The 16,637-nt window shown below is 71.9% G+C and carries 16 protein-coding genes; 7 read left to right on the forward strand and 9 right to left on the reverse strand.

Features of this window, described 5'->3' with window-relative positions:
* Together ACGFI7_RS14755 and ACGFI7_RS14760 are read right to left on the reverse strand one after the other, a co-directional pair.
* Positions 1 to 942 carry a glucosyl-3-phosphoglycerate synthase gene (locus tag ACGFI7_RS14755; protein WP_393404040.1) on the reverse strand — a complete coding sequence of 314 codons (942 nt, stop codon included), beginning with the start codon at positions 940 to 942 and terminating at the stop codon, positions 1 to 3.
* 42 nt (positions 943 to 984) lie between these two features.
* Positions 985 to 2,457 (reverse strand): helix-turn-helix domain-containing protein, encoded by a 1,473-nt coding sequence (locus tag ACGFI7_RS14760; protein ID WP_393404043.1) that lies wholly within the window; start codon positions 2,455 to 2,457, stop codon positions 985 to 987.
* 257 nt (positions 2,458 to 2,714) lie between these two features.
* On the opposite strand from ACGFI7_RS14760, the gene aceA reads away from it, so the two are divergent.
* The 3 genes from aceA to ACGFI7_RS14775 all read left to right on the forward strand — a co-directional run bounded on the left by aceA (position 2,715) and on the right by ACGFI7_RS14775 (position 5,936).
* The gene (gene aceA, locus ACGFI7_RS14765; RefSeq protein ID WP_393404045.1) at positions 2,715 to 4,001 is read left to right on the forward strand and encodes an isocitrate lyase; all 1,287 of its coding nucleotides are present in this window, start codon (positions 2,715 to 2,717) and stop codon (positions 3,999 to 4,001) included.
* A 169-nt stretch (positions 4,002 to 4,170) separates the two neighbouring features.
* Entirely contained in the window at positions 4,171 to 4,674 is a 504-nt protein-coding gene (locus ACGFI7_RS14770; RefSeq protein WP_393404048.1) for a SigE family RNA polymerase sigma factor, read from the forward strand.
* On the forward strand, positions 4,671 to 5,936 hold the full coding sequence (locus ACGFI7_RS14775; RefSeq protein WP_393404051.1) for a hypothetical protein: 1,266 nt from the start codon (positions 4,671 to 4,673) through the stop codon (positions 5,934 to 5,936). The genes ACGFI7_RS14770 and ACGFI7_RS14775 overlap by 4 nt, the downstream gene beginning before the upstream one ends.
* Here the strand turns inward: ACGFI7_RS14775 and ACGFI7_RS14780 are convergent.
* From ACGFI7_RS14780 to ACGFI7_RS14790, 3 genes are all read right to left on the reverse strand, one after another.
* Positions 5,929 to 6,762: a siderophore-interacting protein gene (locus ACGFI7_RS14780; protein WP_393404054.1), complete on the reverse strand. Its 834-nt coding sequence runs from the start codon at positions 6,760 to 6,762 to the stop codon at positions 5,929 to 5,931. The genes ACGFI7_RS14775 and ACGFI7_RS14780 overlap by 8 nt on opposite strands.
* A 137-nt stretch (positions 6,763 to 6,899) precedes the next feature.
* On the reverse strand, positions 6,900 to 7,874 hold the full coding sequence (locus tag ACGFI7_RS14785) for an alpha/beta hydrolase (protein ID WP_393404057.1): 975 nt from the start codon (positions 7,872 to 7,874) through the stop codon (positions 6,900 to 6,902).
* Positions 7,875 to 8,121: 247 nt separating this feature from the next.
* Entirely contained in the window at positions 8,122 to 8,580 is a 459-nt protein-coding gene (locus tag ACGFI7_RS14790) for a hypothetical protein (RefSeq protein ID WP_393404060.1), read from the reverse strand.
* Positions 8,581 to 8,725: 145 nt separating this feature from the next.
* Here ACGFI7_RS14790 and ACGFI7_RS14795 point away from each other — a divergent pair, with 145 nt between their 5' ends.
* Complete coding sequence (locus ACGFI7_RS14795) at positions 8,726 to 9,274, forward strand: MFS transporter (RefSeq protein ID WP_393404063.1); 549 nt, start codon at positions 8,726 to 8,728, stop codon at positions 9,272 to 9,274.
* A gap of 44 nt (positions 9,275 to 9,318) precedes the next feature.
* Entirely contained in the window at positions 9,319 to 10,023 is a 705-nt protein-coding gene (locus ACGFI7_RS14800) for a YcnI family protein (RefSeq protein ID WP_393404066.1), read from the forward strand.
* A gap of 55 nt (positions 10,024 to 10,078) precedes the next feature.
* Here ACGFI7_RS14800 and ACGFI7_RS14805 read toward each other — a convergent pair whose 3' ends face one another.
* Genes ACGFI7_RS14805 through ACGFI7_RS14815 form a run of 3 tightly spaced genes read right to left on the reverse strand, consistent with a single transcriptional unit; the run spans position 10,079 to position 13,168 of the window.
* Positions 10,079 to 11,041 carry an ABC transporter permease gene (locus tag ACGFI7_RS14805; protein WP_393404069.1) on the reverse strand — a complete coding sequence of 321 codons (963 nt, stop codon included), beginning with the start codon at positions 11,039 to 11,041 and terminating at the stop codon, positions 10,079 to 10,081.
* Complete coding sequence (locus ACGFI7_RS14810; protein ID WP_393404072.1) at positions 11,028 to 11,999, reverse strand: ATP-binding cassette domain-containing protein; 972 nt, start codon at positions 11,997 to 11,999, stop codon at positions 11,028 to 11,030. Before ACGFI7_RS14810 ends, ACGFI7_RS14805 begins: the two co-directional genes overlap by 14 nt.
* Before the next feature lie 8 nt (positions 12,000 to 12,007).
* Complete coding sequence (locus tag ACGFI7_RS14815) at positions 12,008 to 13,168, reverse strand: outer membrane lipoprotein carrier protein LolA (protein ID WP_393404075.1); 1,161 nt, start codon at positions 13,166 to 13,168, stop codon at positions 12,008 to 12,010.
* A 127-nt stretch (positions 13,169 to 13,295) separates the two neighbouring features.
* On the opposite strand from ACGFI7_RS14815, the gene ACGFI7_RS14820 reads away from it, so the two are divergent.
* Positions 13,296 to 13,970: a response regulator transcription factor gene (locus ACGFI7_RS14820; protein ID WP_393404078.1), complete on the forward strand. Its 675-nt coding sequence runs from the start codon at positions 13,296 to 13,298 to the stop codon at positions 13,968 to 13,970.
* Positions 13,971 to 14,022: 52 nt separating this feature from the next.
* Positions 14,023 to 15,363, forward strand: coding sequence for a sensor histidine kinase (locus ACGFI7_RS14825; RefSeq protein WP_393404080.1), 1,341 nt, complete (start codon positions 14,023 to 14,025; stop codon positions 15,361 to 15,363).
* A gap of 221 nt (positions 15,364 to 15,584) precedes the next feature.
* On the opposite strand, the gene ACGFI7_RS14830 is transcribed toward ACGFI7_RS14825, so the two are convergent.
* Positions 15,585 to 16,454 carry a LysR family transcriptional regulator gene (locus tag ACGFI7_RS14830; protein ID WP_393404082.1) on the reverse strand — a complete coding sequence of 290 codons (870 nt, stop codon included), beginning with the start codon at positions 16,452 to 16,454 and terminating at the stop codon, positions 15,585 to 15,587.
* Positions 16,455 to 16,637 lie beyond the last annotated feature (183 nt).

The raw sequence follows: 16,637 nt of genomic DNA on the forward strand, positions 1-16,637 counted from the left end.
CTAGACCGGGCGTGCTGCCCCGGCCAGGGTCACCATCGGGGGTCGTTCGGCGATGGAGACGTCGCTGCTGACGATCCGGTGACCGCTCGGCTCCCGGCGGAACTGGTCGAGGCAGCACGACAGGTCGTGGCAGCGGCCCAGCTTGCCCTGGCGCAGGAGCCGGGAGTAGGCGGCCATCATGATCTGGGCCGCCATGCCGCCCAGGGCCTCGGTGGTCTGCGGCGCGTGCTCGCGGGAACCGAGGTCCACCTGGGCGAAGGCGTCCAGGCCGGCCAGGTCGAGCAGGTCGACGAGGAGCCCGAGCTCGACCCCGTACCGGGTGAGGAAGGGCACCCGCTCCAGCGCGGTGCGGCGGCCGGCGTACTCGCCGGCGAGCGGCTGGACGAAGCCGGCCAGCTCGGGCCAGTGGAGGTTGATGATCGGGCGGGCGACCAGTTCGGTGACGCGGCCGCCGCCGTTGGCGGCGCCGTCGAGCGGGCGGTCGTAGCAGCCTTTGGCGTAGGCGACGCTGTCGTCGGTGAGCAGCGGGCCGAGCAGGCCGCTCACCAGGGTGGAGCGGAAGCCCCGGATGTCGGCGTCGACGAACGCCACGATGTCGCCGCTGGTGACGGCGAGCGACTTCCACAGCGCCTCGCCCTTGCCGTCGAGCGGGCTCAGCTCGGGGAGGATCGCGTCCTGGGCGTGCACATCGGCGCCGGCCCGGGCGGCGACGGCGGCGGTGTCGTCGGTGGAGCAGGAGTCGATGACGACGACCTCGTCCACCACGTCGGCGAGCTCGCGGAGGATGACGCCGACGATGTGGCCGACGGTGTCGCGTTCGTCACGCGCCGGAAGGACGACGCTGACGGACGTCCGCCCCTTCGCCTCGGCCAGCTCGGGTACCGGCCAGTCGGCGGCGCTCGAGGTACGGCGCCGGAACCAGCTCTGAACTTCAGGCAGCATGCGACCACCCCCGTTCATCCTCTGGTTCCTGCCCCGGGCGGGTCAGCCTGTGACGGCGTGGCGCTCCAAGAATGTGTAAACATCCGCCTCGTCCACGCCCGGGAACGAGCCGGGTGGCAGCGCGGCCAGGACGTGCGAGTTGGCGCGCGCCGACGGCCAGGCGTAGCCCTCCCAGCGCTCGGCCAGCTGGGTGGGCGGGCGGCGGCAGCAGTCGCCGCTGGGGCAGGTGGACTTGGTGCGGTTGGTGGTCTCGCGGCCGCGGAACCACCGCGACTCCCTGAACGGCACGCCGAGCGTGATCGCGAAGTCGCGCTCGCGTGACGGGTCGACGTGCGCGACGCAGAAGTACGTGCCGGTCGGCGAGTCCGAGTACTGGTAGTAGATGGAGAACCGGTCGGGCGAGGCGAACACCTGGCGGCCCGACCACTGCAGGCACATCCGCTGGCCCTCGATGGCGCCCTGCTCGTCGGCGGGGAAGACGATGCCGTCGTTCTCGTACGCCTTGTAGATGATGCCGCCGGCGTCGTTGCGGACGAAGTGGCAGACCAGGTCGAGGTGGTGGGTGGCGAGGTTGGTGAAGCGGTGCGCGGCCATCTCGTACGAGACCGCGAACACGTCGCGCAGGTCCTCCACCGACAGCGCCCGGTCGGCCTTGGCCTCCCGCAGGTAGACGGCGGCGGCCTTCTCGGGGACGAGCACGGCGGCGGCGAAGTAGTTGGCCTCGGTGCGCTGGCGCAGGAAGTCGGCGAAGTCGCGGGGCTTGTTGTGGCCGAGCGCGAGATGGCCGAGCGTCTGCAGCAGGATGGTGCGCGGGGTGTGCATGCCCAGCTGCTCGTGCTTGACGTAGATGCGCCGGTTGCGCATGTCGGTGATGGAGCGCACCGATCGGGGCAGGTCCTGGGCGGTGTGCACGGTGTAGCCGAAGTGTGTGACCAGGCTCTGGATCATGCTCTGCGACAGCGCGCCGGCGCGGTAGCCGACGGCGGCGAGCGCCTCGGCGGCGGCCTGCTCGATCTCGGGGAAGTAGTTGCCCAGCTCCCGCTGGCGGCGGCGCAGCTCGGCGTTGGCGACCCTGGCCTCCTCGGGGGTGGCGGTGCCGCGGGCCTCGCGGGCGCGCAGCTCGCCGTAGAGGCCGAGGATGTGCTCCAGCACGTCGTTGGGCACGCGGGCGGAGACCTTGAGACGGGGCAGGCCGAGGCTGGTGTAGATCGGGTCGCGCTGGGCCTCTTCGAGTGCGATCTCCAGCTGGGCGCGGCGGTTGGGCGGCTGGCGGCGCAGCAGCTCCTCGACCGGGACGTTGAGCGCCGAGGCGAGCGACTTCAGCAGGGAGAGCTTGGGCTCGCGCTTGCCGTTCTCCAGCAGGGAGAGCTGGCTGGGCGCCCGGCTGACGCGCTCGCCGAGGTCGGAGAGGGTGAGACCGCGCTGTTTGCGCAGGTGGCGCAGGCGTTGCCCGAACGCGATGAGATCGAGCTCATGCGTCAAAGTCAGCGGTTCTTCACCTAGCAAGGACGCCATGCACGCATCTTAGTCAGAAATTCGGCCCATCTTCTAGCCGATCGGGGAGCCGATGGCGCCGCCTGGGACGGTTGTGCACCCCCTCTGACCAGTGGTCTAGTCCATAGGGAAAACTCGGTATTTCTTCTCATGCGAATACCGGCTGGTAGTTCCACTACCGAGAAGAATCGTCATTCTTCTTCTGCTGGCTGGCTGTTGCCGAGGGTTGCCGGGGCAGAGACTCGACACAAGCCCCAGGGGACGAAAAGGAGTGAACGATGAACGATCGCCTCAAGGGAGCCGCTGAGCAGCTGCGGGACGAGTGGGAGAACGACCCGCGCTGGGCCGGCATCGAGCGCACGTACAGCGCCGAGGACGTGATCCGGTTGCGTGGCAGCGTCCAGGAGGAGCACACGCTCGCCCGGCTCGGCGCCGAGCGGCTGTGGAGCCTGCTGCACACCGAGGACTACGTGAACTCCCTCGGCGCGCTGACCGGCAACCAGGCCGTGCAGCAGGTGAAGGCCGGTCTGAAGGCCATCTACCTGTCCGGCTGGCAGGTCGCCGCCGATGCGAACCTCGGGGCGCAGACCTACCCCGACCAGAGCCTCTACCCGGCCAACTCCGTGCCGGCCGTCGTGCGCCGCATCAACAACGCGCTGCTGCGCGCCGACCAGATCACCTGGTCGGAGGGCCAGCAGGACGCGCCGCACTGGCTGGCGCCGATCGTGGCCGACGCCGAGGCCGGGTTCGGCGGCGTGCTCAACGCCTTCGAGCTCATGAAGGGCATGATCGCCGCCGGTGCCGCCGGGGTGCACTGGGAGGACCAGCTCGCCTCCGAGAAGAAGTGCGGCCACCTCGGCGGGAAGGTGCTCATCCCGACCGGCCAGCACATCAAGACCCTCAACGCCGCCCGCCTCGCCGCGGACGTCGCCGGAGTCCCCAGCCTCGTCATCGCGCGGACCGACGCCCAGGCCGCGACGCTCCTGACCAGCGACGTGGACCCGCGCGACCAGGAGTTCTGCACCGGCGAGCGCACGGCGGAAGGCTTCTACCGGGTGCGCAACGGCATCGAGGCGTGCGTCGCCCGCGGCCTGGCCTACGCCCCGTACTCCGACCTGCTCTGGATGGAGACCGGCACGCCCGACCTGGACGTGGCCCGCGAGTTCGCCGAGGCGATCAAGGCCCAGTACCCGGACCAGATGCTCGCCTACAACTGCTCGCCTTCCTTCAACTGGAAGCAGCACCTGGACGACTCGACCATCGCCAAGTTCCAGCGCGAGCTGGGACACATGGGGTACAAGTTCCAGTTCATCACCCTCGCCGGGTTCCACTCGCTGAACTACTCCATGTTCAACCTCGCCCAGGGGTACGCCAGCGACGGCATGACCGCGTACGTCGACCTGCAGGAGGCGGAGTTCGCCGCCGAGGCGCGCGGCTACACCGCCACCCGTCACCAGCGCGAGGTCGGCACCGGCTACTTCGACCTGGTCAGCACGGCCATCTCGCCCGACTCCTCGACCACCGCGCTCCGCGGCTCCACCGAGGAGGAGCAGTTCGCCCACTGACCACGCAAGCTCGCCGGTGACCTCCAGGGCATGGGTGGTTCCCCCCGGCGAACGGCCGCGCCAGACCTTCCCCGGCCTGGCGCGGCCGGCCCATGTCCGGGGCCGTGCAACAGATTCCGCGCTCTCCTCCTCTGTGAGGTGAACGGGAAACGACGGAAGGCTGGGGCAGGTGGATGGAGACGCCCGATTCGCGGAGTTCGTGGCCGCGCGGGGTGAGGCGCTGATGCGCTACGGCTACGTGCTCGCGGGCAATCCGCACGACGCCGCCGACCTGGTGCAGGAGGCGCTGCTCAAGGTGCGGGCGGCCTGGCCGAGGCTGCGCTCGAAGGACAATCCCGAGAGCTACGCGCGCACCACGATGGCGCGGCTGCACATCGCGGCCTGGCGGCGCGGCAGGCGCGAGCAGCTGGCGTGGGAGCCGCCCGACCAGGAGCACCACGACGCGCTGCCCAGCGGCGACGAGCAGGACATGTGGCTGGCGCTGGCCGTGCTGCCCCGCAAGCAGCGGGCCGTGCTGGTGCTGCGCTACTACGAGCAGCTCGACGACGCCGAGATCGCCCGGGTGCTCGGCGTCTCCCGCGGCACCGTGCGCAGTCAGGCGTCCCGGGCGCTCGACAAGCTGCGCGCCGCCGTACCCGCCGAGTGGAGCAGGGTCCAGGAGGAAGCACGATGAATCGGACATCCGAGGTGGAGGACGCCCTGCGCCGGACGCTGCGGCACGCCGCGGACCAGGCGCCGGAGCTGCTCTCCGGGGCGGTCTCGTCCCAGGTGGAGCTCCGCTACCGGCGGCGCAGGAACCGCACGCGGGCCCTGCTCGCCGCGGCGGCGGTCCTGGTGATCGCGGGCGGGGCCGCGGGCGGCCTGCGCGCCGCCGGCCAGGTCGCCGACCGGGCCGCGACCGCGCCGGACACGACAGCGGCGGACGCGACGGCGACCGCGCTCACGTCGGCCGAGCCGTCACCCGCGCCCACCTACGCCCCCAGGCCGGGGCCGGTCGAGTCGGTGTGGCCGCAGGCGCTGCGCGAGGTCCCCGCCAAGACACCCGAGGGCCGGGCGATCGAGCCGCTCCTGCTCCTGGACGACCGAACCATGCTGGTGTCCACCTCGGCCTCCTTCGAGAAGGCCGACGCCCTGTACGCCTACGACCTGGACGACCTGAGCCTGCGCAAGATCGCTGACGTGGTGACGCCGGCCGGGACCACGCTGTTCGCCTCCGGCTTCGACGTCGCCGAAGGGCACATCGCCTGGTGGACGCAGCTCGGGGACGGCACCGCGCAGATCTGGGCCGTCCCGCTGGACGGCGGGACGGCCGAGATCATCGGGAGCCTCCGCAGCCGGCCGGACAGCGGCCTGGACAAGGTGGAGATCGTCGGCGACCGGGTCGCATTCTCGGTCAGCACGGGCGGCGTGTACACCGTCCCGCTGAAGGGCGGCGCGGTCGAGGCGGTCGAGGACGGGGCCGGCATGCACCTGCTGTCCTGGCCGTGGATCGGCGCGCCCGGCCCGTACGGGGCCGGGCCGGCGCCCTTCTCCCTGATCCGCGACGTCGAGACCGGCGCGACCGACCAGGCCGTCATCCGGCACGGGGAGGAGCTGACCGCCTGCGGCGTGACCCTCTGCGTCGGCTCGTACGAAGGCGCGGGCTTCTACCGGTCGCGCGACGGGTCGGGCCAGAAGGAACTGCCCGGCGGCGTGGAAAGGCAGCCGCCCGCGGGCGACCGCTTCCATGTGAGCGTGATCCGCTACGGCGAGCGCTCGGTCGGGGTGGTGCTGGTCGACCTGAAGACAGGCGCCTCGGCGGACCTCGGGATCAAGCCGAAGTTCCAGGGCGGGGGCATGAGCATCCAGGGCGCCGGGTTCGACGCGGACGGCCGGGGCGTCATCTACCGGATCGGCGACACGCTGCGCGTGATCGACGTGACGAAGATCACGTGAGGACGGCGGCCTCCTCGGCCTCGACCTGCTTGTTCCAGTCCTTCTTGACCGCGCGCCAGGCCTCGTCGTCCGCCCCGGCCCGCCAGTAGCCGGAGATCGACAGGTGCTCCATCGGGATGCCCAGACCGACCCGCAGGTGGCGGCGGAGCTGCTTGACGAACCCGGCCTCGCCGTGCACGAACGCCTGCACCCGGCCGGCCGGGACGTCGAAGGCGCGCACCGCCTCCACCAGGGCCTCCCCCACCGGGCGGTCGCGCCGGTAGAGCCAGACCACCTCGACGTCGCCGGGCGTGGGCAGCTTGATCTCCTCCTCGGGCCCGGCGACCTCGATGAACGCGAACCCACGCGCCCCTTCGGGCAACGCCTCCAGGGAGGCGGCGATGGCGGGCAGCGCGCTCTCGTCACCGGCGAACAGATGCCAGTCGGCCTCGGGGGCGGGCGCGTAGCCACCGCCGGGGCCGAGCATCAGCAGCTCGTCACCCGGCCGGGCACCGGCCGCCCACGGGCCGGCCAGGCCCTCGTCGCCGTGATAGACGAAGTCGAGGGTCAGCTCGCGGGTGTCGGGGTCCCAGGCGCGCACCGTGTAGGTGCGCAGCCGCGGCCAGTACTCGCGCGGCATGGTCTCCCGGACGTGCTTGACGCTGAAAGGCTCGGGGTAGTCGACCCCCTCGTGCGGGAAGACGAGCTTCACGTAGTGGTCGGTGTAACCGGAGGTGGCGAAGTCCCGGAGCCCGTCGCCCCCGACGATGACGCGGATCATGTGCGGCGCGATGCGCTCGGTGCGCAGCACAACGCCCCGGTGATGATCCCTCGGCTTATCGGACATGCGGACAGCTCCTTGCTTAGGTGTGGCTAACCTACACTCTGCTCCTCATGCGGCGTCAGCGCGATGTGAATGAATCACGTTTGTCCCCTGCCCCCCACCCGGCGGTCGATTCACCCGGGCAGGGCGCCAAGACGGGGTCAGGCCGCGGCCTCGTCCTCCGCCGCCACCACTTCCAGGCCCGCCACGGCCGCCAGGAACGTGGACATGTGCCGGAACGCCAGCCGTGCCTCCGGCAGCACGTCCGCGAGCAACGGGAACACGTGCGGCATCCGCGGCCACTCCTCGTACGTCACGGGGACCCCGTGCTGCCTGGCCCGCTCCGCGACGCGACGGGCCTCGTCCCTGAGCACCTCGGTCGACCCGGTGACGATCATCAGCGGCGGCAGCCCGGTGAAGTCGCCCAGCACCGGCGAGACCAGCGGATCACGCGGATCCAGCCCGTCGGTCCAGCGGCGGGCCAGCCAGCGCACCCGCCCGGCCGGCAACATCGGGTCCTGCCAGCGGTTCGCGCGCCGGGGGAAGTCCGTCAGATCGGTCCACGGCGACAGGCACACGCCCGCCGACGGCAGCGGCAGATCGCGGTCGCGCAGCGCCAGCAGTGTCGCCAGGGTCAGATGCCCGCCTGCCGAGTCGCCCGCGATGATCATATCTTCCGGCTCGTACCCCTGGTCGAGCAGGCACGCGTAGGCGTCCAGGGAGTCGCTCAGCGAGTCGGCCAGCTTGTGCACCGGGCCTTGGCGGTAGTCCAGAGCCAGGACAGGGCGGTTCGCCACCGCGGAAAGACGCCAGGTGATGGGGCGGTGCGTACGCGGGGAGCACGAGAAGTAGCCGCCCCCGTGCAGGTAGAGGACCACCTTGCCCTCGTCCAGGTCCGCGCCCCCGCGCACCCATTCCCCGCCGCACGACGAGAACGCCGTGGGCACCACCGACACGTGGTCCGGCGTCCGCACCGGGAGCAGCCTGACCAGGTCGCCGAGCTGGGAGGCGGCCGACAGGGCCAGGGCATGGCGCAGGAACAGGTGGGAGGCGGGCTTGAAGGTGTGACGCATGAGACCGGTCAGGGCGCGCGCCTGCCAGCTGAGCGGATATTCGGGAGCGACATCCCTGTCCAAGTGCATATCGGGCCCTCCGGCATGTTGATTCCCTGCCAGAACATCGCTCTACCCGTGAGTAAGGATCTCATCGCCTTTACGGACATTTCGGCTGTGTTACCGCAACCACCACCATGCCCGCCGGTCCTCGGGCGTAGTGGCTCCTTTGCCGACAGCGGCCCGCTCGATGGCCGAACCTGGACCTTCGCGGCATCCCGGCCGGACGCCTTTACAAAGTAGATCGCAAAGGCGTCCAGGCCGCCGGACGTCAGTAGTAGCTGCCCTCCTGGGGCTGCTGCTCGTAGTCCTCGTCGTCCTCGTCGTAGCGGCGCGCCCAGCGCGAGGGCATCAGCACCGGGATGAACAGCGCGACCCCGAGCAGCGCGAACACGCCGCTCCCGAGCAGGGTCTTGGCGCCGGCGACGGCATCGCGGACGATCTGGTTCACCGACGGCCCGTCTGGCAGCAGGGTCAGCGCCCGGTTCTTGTCGAGGGCGTACACGACGGTCCAGGCCAGCAGCACCAGCGACGGGATGAACGTCGCGACGGGCGAGATCCTCCCGGCCACCACGAGCCCGACGACGAGTCCGACGGCGGCCATGGAGCCCAGCGCGATCCACAGCGACTGGCCGCCCTGCGGGGCGGCCTGGCTGCTCGCCATCGCCTGCTGCGCGGCCCAGCCCCCACCTCCCAGGATGGCCGCGGTCACCACAAGCCCAATGAGCAAACCACCTAAGTGCCGCAACGTTCTCACCTCATGTCGACGTGGCTGGCACGACCTTAGCGACAAATGCCATGAATGACCTGTCAATGCACGGCTTCCCGCTTGAGGCCTCACAGGTTGTCCTGCCCATGGCACGATGGGCACACGCATGCGAGCACACCTGCCTCTCCGCCTCATCAGGACGACGGCCTTCGCCGCCGTCTGCGTGCTCCTCGCGGCTCTCGCCCACTGGCTGGGCGGCGGGGCGCGGCCCGAGCCGTGGGCCCTGACCGCCGGAGGCGGCGCGGTGTTCGTGCTCGCCGCGGCGCTGGGCGGCCGCGAACGTTCACCGGCTGTGGTCGGCTGCCTGCTGGCCACCGCCCAACTGGGGCTGCACGAGCTGTTCGGCGGCGCCGACACCGGCTACGTCACCGGGTATGTGATGTCGCACCCGCACGGTCAGGGGCTCGGCGAGGCGCTCGGCATGCTGGTGGCCCACCTGACGGCCACGCTTCTCACCGGGTGGTGGCTGGCGCGCGGCGAGGCCGCGCTCTGGGCGCTGCTGCGCCGCCTGGTCCGCCGTCTCCTGCTCCCCCGGCCCGTCCCGCCGCCGCCGGCGGCCCGGCCGCTCGCCCCCGTCGTACGGGCCCGCCGCGTGCCGGCGGACCCGGCCTTCCGTCACAGCCTGGCCAGACGCGGTCCTCCACTTCCCGCCTGACCCGCTGACATCCCATCCCCCCGATCACCAAGTGGAGTTCCGCCATGTCCTTCGTCAGGCGCGCGGCGACCGTGCTCGCCGCCACCACCGCAGTCACCGCCGCACTCACCGCCGCGCTGGCCCTGCCCGCGCTGGCCCACGTCACCGTCAACCCCGGCACCGCCGAGGCGGGCGGGTTCACCAAGGTCGCCTTCCGGGTGCCCAACGAGCGCGACGACGCCAAGACCACCAAGGTCGAGGTGACCTTCCCCACGGACCACCCGCTGGCCTTCGTCTCGGTCAAGCCGGTGCCCGGCTGGACCGTCAAGGTCACCGAGGGCAAACTGCCCAAGCCCGTCACCACCGAGTTCGGCGAGCTCACCGAGGCCGTCACCACCGTCGTCTGGTCGGGCGGCGAGATCGGCCGCGGCCAGTTCCAGGAGTTCGAGGTGTCGATGGGACGGCTGCCCGAGGGAGTCGACCGGCTGGTGTTCCCGACCAGGCAGACCTACTCCAGCGGCGAGGTCGTCTCGTGGTCGGACGCCCCGGCGGCCGGCGGCGCCGAGCCCGAGCACCCGGCCCCGGTGCTCAAGCTGACCCCTGCGGCCGGCGCCACCCCGTCGGCCTCCCCCGTCGCGGCCTCGGCCGGGCCGGTCTCCGGGGCGACCGCCCCGTCCGACGGCACCGCCCGCCTGCTGGGCGTGACCGGCCTGGCCGTCGGCGCGCTCGGCGTGGTGATCGCCGTCCTGGCGCTCCGCCGCTCCTCCTGACAACCGTCCGCGCCCCGTACGAGTCGTACGGGGCGCGAGCCGGACCCGGCGGGGGCTAGGACGTGATGTCCTTGCCGGAGAAGCGGGCCCAGGCGATCGTGAGGGCCATCGCGATGTAGCCGCCGAACGTCAGCACGCCCTCCATCAGCGCCCCCGTGTCGATCGGGCTGCGCAGCACCGCGTCGAAGCCGGCGAACCTGGTCGGCAGCAGGTAGGGAGCGATCGCGTCGAGCGCGGGGATCGCCCGCAGCACCTGGCAGGCGATGACCAGCACCACCGTGCCCGCGATCGCGCCGATGGGCGCCTCGGTGAACGCCGAGACCGCCAGCGCCACCGCCGACAGCGCCGCCATGCCCAGACCGACGTAGCCGACGGCGATGGCCATGCGCAGCAGCCCCTCGGCCATGGAGATGGTGGTGCCCGACAGCAGCGTCACGTCCCCCAGGGGGAACAACACCAGCCCGGTCACCAGCGCCGACAGCGCCACGACCGCGGTGGCGGCGTACGCGTACACGACCGCGTTCAGGAACTTGACGGCCAGCAGCCGGGTGCGTCCGGCGGGCGCGGCGAGCAGATAGCGCAGCGTGCCGCCGGACGCCTCGCCCGCGAGCGCGTCGCCGGCCACGACGCTGACCGTGATCGGCAACATCAGCACCACCAGCGCCGACAGGGCGACGAAGGTCAGCATGAGGCTGTTGCCGGTCACCGAGGCGATCATGCCGCCGAGTTCCTCGTCCCCCGTGAACAGGCGCAGGGACACGCCGATGACGACGGGCACCACCGCGACCACGGCCAGCATGGCCAGGTTGCGCGGCCGGCGGAAGGTGAGGCCCAGCTCGGAGGCGAGCAGCCGCCAGAACGCCCCTGCCCGGCGGCCGGCCGCCGGCGCGGCCTCGGCGGGCGGCGCGGCCTCGGCGGGCGGCGCGGACGGAAGGCGTTCGGTCGTGCTCAGGGTCTCGGTCACGGACACCAGCCCGGGCGTGCGACGGGGGTGCGTGCCGGTGTCAGCCGTCGACATCGAATCCCTCTCCTGTCAGTCCGACGAACACGTCCTCCAGGCTCGGCCGCAGGACGGCGAGCCCGCGCACGGCCACGCCCTCGCCCACCAGGGCGGCGTTGACCCGCTCGGGAGCGTGCCCGCCGAGTTCGGCGGTCACGGCGCCGGCGGCGGCGCGCACGTCGGCCAGCCCCAGCTCGGTGAGCACCCGCGCCGCGTCGGCGACGTCGGGCGTCTCGACGCTGACGCGGACGGCCCGGCCGCCGCTCAGCGAGGCGATCGTGCCGTCGGCGACGAGGCGGCCGGTGCGCATGATGGCGGCGTGCGTGCACATCTGCTCGACCTCGGCCAGCAGGTGGGAGGAGACGAACACGGTGGTGCCGCCGGCGGCGATCTCCTTGACCAGCGCGCGCACCTCGCGGGTGCCCTGCGGGTCGAGCCCGTTGGTGGGCTCGTCGAGGACGAGCAGCTCACGCGGCCCGAGCAGGGCGGCGGCGATGGCCAGCCGCTGGCGCATGCCGAGCGAGTAGTTGCGGTAGCGCTTGCCCGCGGCGGCGGTGAGCCCGACGCGTTCCAGCGCCTCGGCCGCCCGCCGCCGGGCCGTCGCCCCCGAGGCGGTGGGATCGGCGGCGTCGAACCGGCGCAGGTTGGCCTCCCCCGTCAGGTACGGGTAGAAGGCCGGGCCCTCGACCAGCGCGCCCACCTTCGGCAGGGCCTGCGCGAGCGGCAGGCCGAGCAGGGAGCAGTTGCCGTCGGTGGGCGTGATCAGCCCGAGCAGCATCCGGATCGTGGTGGTCTTGCCGGAGCCGTTCGGCCCCAGGAACCCGTAGACGGACCCGCGCGGGACGGTCAGATCGAGGCCGTCGACGGCCACCTGGCCGCCGCGGAAGCGCTTGGTCAGCCTGGACGTGACGATGGCGGCGTCGGTGCGGGGGCCGGCGGGCGGGGCCGCCCCGATGGACGACCCCGCTTGCCGCATGGCGGTCGTCACTGGACGCCCGCCGCCTTCACGATCTCCTCCGGCGTGACCGCGCCGATCAGCAGACGGCCGTCGTCGGTCAGCAGCACGGTGACGAGCTTCGTCTTGATCAGCTTGCCGGAGCCCCAGGCGCCGCTGACCGGCGTGGCGGACTTCAGCACGCTGTCGAGGAGCGCCCGCGTCCCGGCGTCGTCACCGGCGTCACCGGCGTCACCGGCGTCACCGGCGTCGCCCTTGCCGGCCTCGGCCTGCCCGGTCAGGCTGTCGGCGGGCAGCACCGCGACCGCGGTCCAGCCCTCGCCGCGCACCTTGACGTCCGCGGCGGTCTGCTCGGCCCCGTCGACGGGCTCCCGGTTCACGTCGGACGGCCCGAACGTCTTCTCCTCCACCTTGGCCCCGGGGGGCGGGGTGAAGACGAAGTTCTCCTCGGCCGGCGCGCTGAGGGTCAGCTGGGTGAACCCGACCTGGAAGGCCGGCTCGGCCGAGCCCTTGGCGAACACCTGGACCTGCAGCGGCATGAAGAGCTCGCCGTCGAGCGCCACCCGCACCTCCTGGACCAGGGACGCCGGGTCCTTGGGAGAGAGCACGAGCTGGTAGGCCGGGCGGCCCGCGACCTCGGCGGTGTTGCTCACCGAGATCGTGGTCGACTCGTCCACCTGCTCCAGGAACCGCTGCGCCACCTGGTCCGGGGTCATGACGGACGGGGTGGGCGTGGGCAGCTCCTCGCGGGGGTGATCGCCGCCCTCGTGCTTGATGCTGATGGCCGCGTTGTCGTCGCTGTTCCAGTACCAGACCTGGTCGCCGTTGACGATGACGTTGGTCTCGTTGAACTGGGTGGGCAGGGCCAGCCGCATCTTGTTCTCGTCGCCGTACCAGAGCTTCACCTCGTGGGAGCCGGACAGCAGGGACAGCGGCGAGCCCTCGCCCCCGCTGGGCAGGGCCGGCAGGCCGAGGGACGCCGTCTGCTGGACGGTGCCCGACATGGGTGGCATGCCCTCGCTCTTCTCGGTGGCCCGGGTGGCGTCGGCCAGGAGTTGCTGGGCCGACCGCTCGGGCAGCACGGGATCGCCGCTCACCGCCGCGATGACCGGTCCGGCGCCGATAGCCCCGCCGATGACCGCCGCCGCCGCGATCGGCACTCCCCATCTCACGAACGTGCCTCTACGCATGTCACTCCTTAACGGTATGTCGATACACGCAGCCTGCGTGATGCATCCTTAGGCGAACCTGAGACGGGCTGAGATCTCTCTCAGCGTTCTCAGCGGGCTCTCAGCACGAAGACGGGAGAATCGGCCCATGCGGGTACTGGTCGTCGAGGACGAGCGCCGGATGGCGGCCGCGCTCCAGCGCGGGCTGCAGGCGGAGGGGTTCGCCGTCGACCTCGCCCACGACGGTGAGGAGGGGCTGCACCAAGCCAGGCACGGCGACTACGACGTGGTCGTGCTCGACATCATGCTGCCCAGGCTGTCCGGCTACAACGTGTGCAAGCAGTTGCGCGCCGAGGAGAACTGGGTGCCGATCCTCATGCTGTCGGCCAAGGACGGCGAGTACGACATGGCCGACGGCCTCGATCTGGGCGCCGACGACTACTTGACCAAGCCGTTCTCGTACGTGGTGCTGGTGGCCAGGCTGCGGGCGCTGCTGCGGCGCGACGCCGGCAGGCGGCCCGCCGTGCTGGCGGCCGGCGACCTGTCGCTGGACCCGGCGCGGCGGCGGGTGCGGCGCGGCGAGACCGACGTCGAGCTGACGCCGCGTGAGTTCGCGCTGCTGGAGTACCTGTTGCGCAGGCGCGACGAGGTGGTGTCCAAGTCGGAGATCCTGGAGCACGTGTGGGACACCTTCGACACCGACCCGAACGTGGTCGAGGTGTACGTGGGCTATCTGCGGCGCAAGGTCGACGCCCCCTTCGGCAGGAACGCCCTGCAGACCGTGCGCGGCGCGGGTTACCGGCTGGCCGGCGACGGTGGCTGAGTCCCCGCCCCCGTCCGCGTCCCCCTCCGCGTCCCCCTCCGCGTCCCCCTCCGTGCGCCCGTCCGCCTGGTGGCGGCGTCAGGGGCTGCGGTTCCGGCTGACGGTGGTGGCCGTGGCGGTGCTCGCGGTGGCGCTGGCGTTCTCGGCGTCGGTGCTGCTCTCGGTGCTGGACCGGACGCTGCTCGACACCGTCGACGAGTCGGTGATGCGGCAGGCGCACACCGTGCGGGTGCAAGCCGACACGCGCACCCTGACCACTCCGATCACCACCCACGACGGCACGATCGTGCAGGTCATCGACGCCGAAGGGCGGATCACGCACGTCACCTACGGCGCCGACCGGCTGGTGCCGCTGCTCGACGCGCGGGCCCGGGCGCGGGCCCTGGAGCTGGGGGAGGCCACGTCGCTCGACGGTCAGCCGTACGCGATCCCGGCGCAGCTGCGGGTGGTGGTGCTGAGCGCCGACCGCGGGCAGACGGTGATCGCGGCCCGGTCGGTGTCGGAGATCCAGACGAGCGTCCGCACGGCCGGGCGGGTGCTGTGGGTGGGCACGCCGCTCCTGGTCCTGCTGCTCGCCGGCGCCAGCTGGATGATCATCGGGCGTACGCTCCGGCCCATCACGGCGCTGCGCCGGGGCGCGGCCGAGATCACGCACACCGCCCGGTCGCGCCGGCTGCCGGTGCCGGAGTCGCGCGACGAGGTGCACTCGCTGGCCACCACGCTCAACGACATGCTGGCCCGGCTGGAGGAGGCCGAGAAGCGGCAGCGGGCGCTGGTCTCCGACGCGGCGCACGAGCTGCGCAGCCCGCTCGCCAGCATCCGGCTCCAGCTGGAGGTGGCGCTCGGGCACCCCGAGGGGCAGGACTGGCCGGAGACGGCCGAGGGCGTGCTGGAGGACACCCTGCGGCTGTCCCGGCTGGCCGAGGACCTGCTGGCGCTGGCCCGGCTGGACGAGCGCGGCGGCGTCCCGGCCCGGCGCGAGCCCGTCGACCTGGACGAGGTCGTGCGGCGCACGGCCGATCGGTACGCCGAGGTGCGGCTGACCGCCTGCGACCCGGTGGAGGTGCGCGGCGACGCCATGGACCTGAGCCGGGTGCTGACCAACCTGATCGACAACGCGGTACGGCACACCGCGTCGAAGGTCGAGGTCGCGCTGACCGCCGACGGGATCCTCACCGTCACCGACGACGGCCCGGGCATCCCGGAGGCGGATAGGGAGCGGGTGTTCAACCGGTTCACCCGGCTCGACTCCGGCCGCAGCCGCGACGAAGGCGGTGCGGGGCTGGGGCTGGCCATCGTCAGGGAGACGGTCCGCGCCCATGGCGGGACCGTCCATCTGGAAGACGCCTCCCCCGGCCTCCGCGCCGTGGTGTCCCTGCCGCCGTCCCCGTGACGCGCGCACGGCGTCGCCACGGGTTCACCCCCAAAGGTGTTCCGGCCCGGAAGCCGGAGGATCGCCGCCCGTCGGTGCGCCGTCGGGCGCATGGCTCAGCGCCTGGCGGGCTTGTCGGCCGACCGGTGTGGCGGTGGGACTGAACGGCGCCCGCGACGTGTCCGCCAAGAACCAAGAACACGCCTGCCGGCACCGGCGAGGTGGTGAGAGATCCGACCGCGCTAGGCGGTGGTGCCCCTCTCGGCGGTCGCCAGGAAGTCCTGGGCGATCAGCGGGAGGCGGCGGCGCGTGTGCACGACGGCGATCACACGCCTGACCGCGGGCTCCAGCGAACGGACCACGAGGCCCGCCCTGGCGGCCTGTTCGGCCATCCCGCGGTACCACAACAGCGACGCCTGACCGGCGCGGACCGCGTTCAGCCAGCCGTTGCGCTCGTCGGTTTCGAGGACGACGACGGGGCTGACCGCGAACTTGCCGAACATCGCGTCGAGCTCCCTGCGCCGGACGCTGCCGCGCGCGGGAAGGGCCAGGCGCATGCCGTGGAGCCTGGCCATCGGAACGGGGTTGGGGAGTTCGAGCCCGGGCGGGGAGATCAGCACGATCTCCTGGCGCTCGAGCGGGTGGGTTATCAGGTCGCCGGGGACGGGCAGATCGGTCAGACCGAGGTCGGCCCGCTGGTCCCGGATGGCGCTGACGACGGCCTCGCGGCCCTCGCAGCGGACGATGTGCACGCGGACGCCCGGGTGCTCGGAGGCGTAGGCGGGCAACAGCCGCCCCGCCAGACCGGGCTCCAGGCTGGGGGTGGAGGCGATGCGGAGTTCCGCTTCACCGGCGCCGCCGTGGTTGGCGAGGCCTTCTATCTCGCGGACGGCGTCGAGCGCCTCCCGAGCCAGCTTCACCACGCGGCGACCCTGCGAGGTCACCACTACCCCCCGCCCCGAGCGCGCGAAGAGCGTCATTCCGAGCTCTCGTTCCAGATCGCGGATCGCACGCGAAAGCGCAGGCTGTGCGATGTAAAGCGATCTTGCCGCGTCAGTCATGGTGCGGTGCTCCGCAGTCGCGACCACATAGCGGAGCTGCTGGAGGTTCATGGCAAAGAACGCTAGGACAACGGCACGTTCGGGGTCCGGAACATGACTGAGATCACCTCGAATGATTTCGGACCGTAACCGAGTACGGCTACATCCGTGACGGGTGGGAAATCAGTATGCTTCTGCCCCATATTCGGCAAAGGCACGATGTGTGACAGGAGAGGTCACGCATCTCGGACAACC

The sequence above is a fragment of the Nonomuraea sp. NPDC048826 genome (assembly GCF_043198225.1).
Lineage (GTDB): Bacteria > Actinomycetota > Actinomycetes > Streptosporangiales > Streptosporangiaceae > Nonomuraea.

Excerpts from the sequence above, each read along its gene's own strand:
- ACGFI7_RS14755 (WP_393404040.1), bottom strand. The coding sequence starts at position 942 with ATGCTGCCTGAAGTTCAGAGCTGGTTCCGGCGCCGTACCTCGAGCGCC.
- ACGFI7_RS14760 (WP_393404043.1), bottom strand. The coding sequence starts at position 2,457 with ATGGCGTCCTTGCTAGGTGAAGAACCGCTGACTTTGACGCATGAGCTC.
- aceA (WP_393404045.1), top strand. The coding sequence starts at position 2,715 with ATGAACGATCGCCTCAAGGGAGCCGCTGAGCAGCTGCGGGACGAGTGG.
- ACGFI7_RS14775 (WP_393404051.1), top strand. The coding sequence starts at position 4,671 with ATGAATCGGACATCCGAGGTGGAGGACGCCCTGCGCCGGACGCTGCGG.
- ACGFI7_RS14780 (WP_393404054.1), bottom strand. The coding sequence starts at position 6,762 with ATGTCCGATAAGCCGAGGGATCATCACCGGGGCGTTGTGCTGCGCACC.
- ACGFI7_RS14795 (WP_393404063.1), top strand. The coding sequence starts at position 8,726 with ATGCGAGCACACCTGCCTCTCCGCCTCATCAGGACGACGGCCTTCGCC.
- ACGFI7_RS14800 (WP_393404066.1), top strand. The coding sequence starts at position 9,319 with ATGTCCTTCGTCAGGCGCGCGGCGACCGTGCTCGCCGCCACCACCGCA.
- ACGFI7_RS14805 (WP_393404069.1), bottom strand. The coding sequence starts at position 11,041 with ATGTCGACGGCTGACACCGGCACGCACCCCCGTCGCACGCCCGGGCTG.
- ACGFI7_RS14810 (WP_393404072.1), bottom strand. The coding sequence starts at position 11,999 with ATGCGGCAAGCGGGGTCGTCCATCGGGGCGGCCCCGCCCGCCGGCCCC.
- ACGFI7_RS14815 (WP_393404075.1), bottom strand. The coding sequence starts at position 13,168 with ATGCGTAGAGGCACGTTCGTGAGATGGGGAGTGCCGATCGCGGCGGCG.
- ACGFI7_RS14820 (WP_393404078.1), top strand. The coding sequence starts at position 13,296 with ATGCGGGTACTGGTCGTCGAGGACGAGCGCCGGATGGCGGCCGCGCTC.
- ACGFI7_RS14830 (WP_393404082.1), bottom strand. The coding sequence starts at position 16,454 with ATGAACCTCCAGCAGCTCCGCTATGTGGTCGCGACTGCGGAGCACCGC.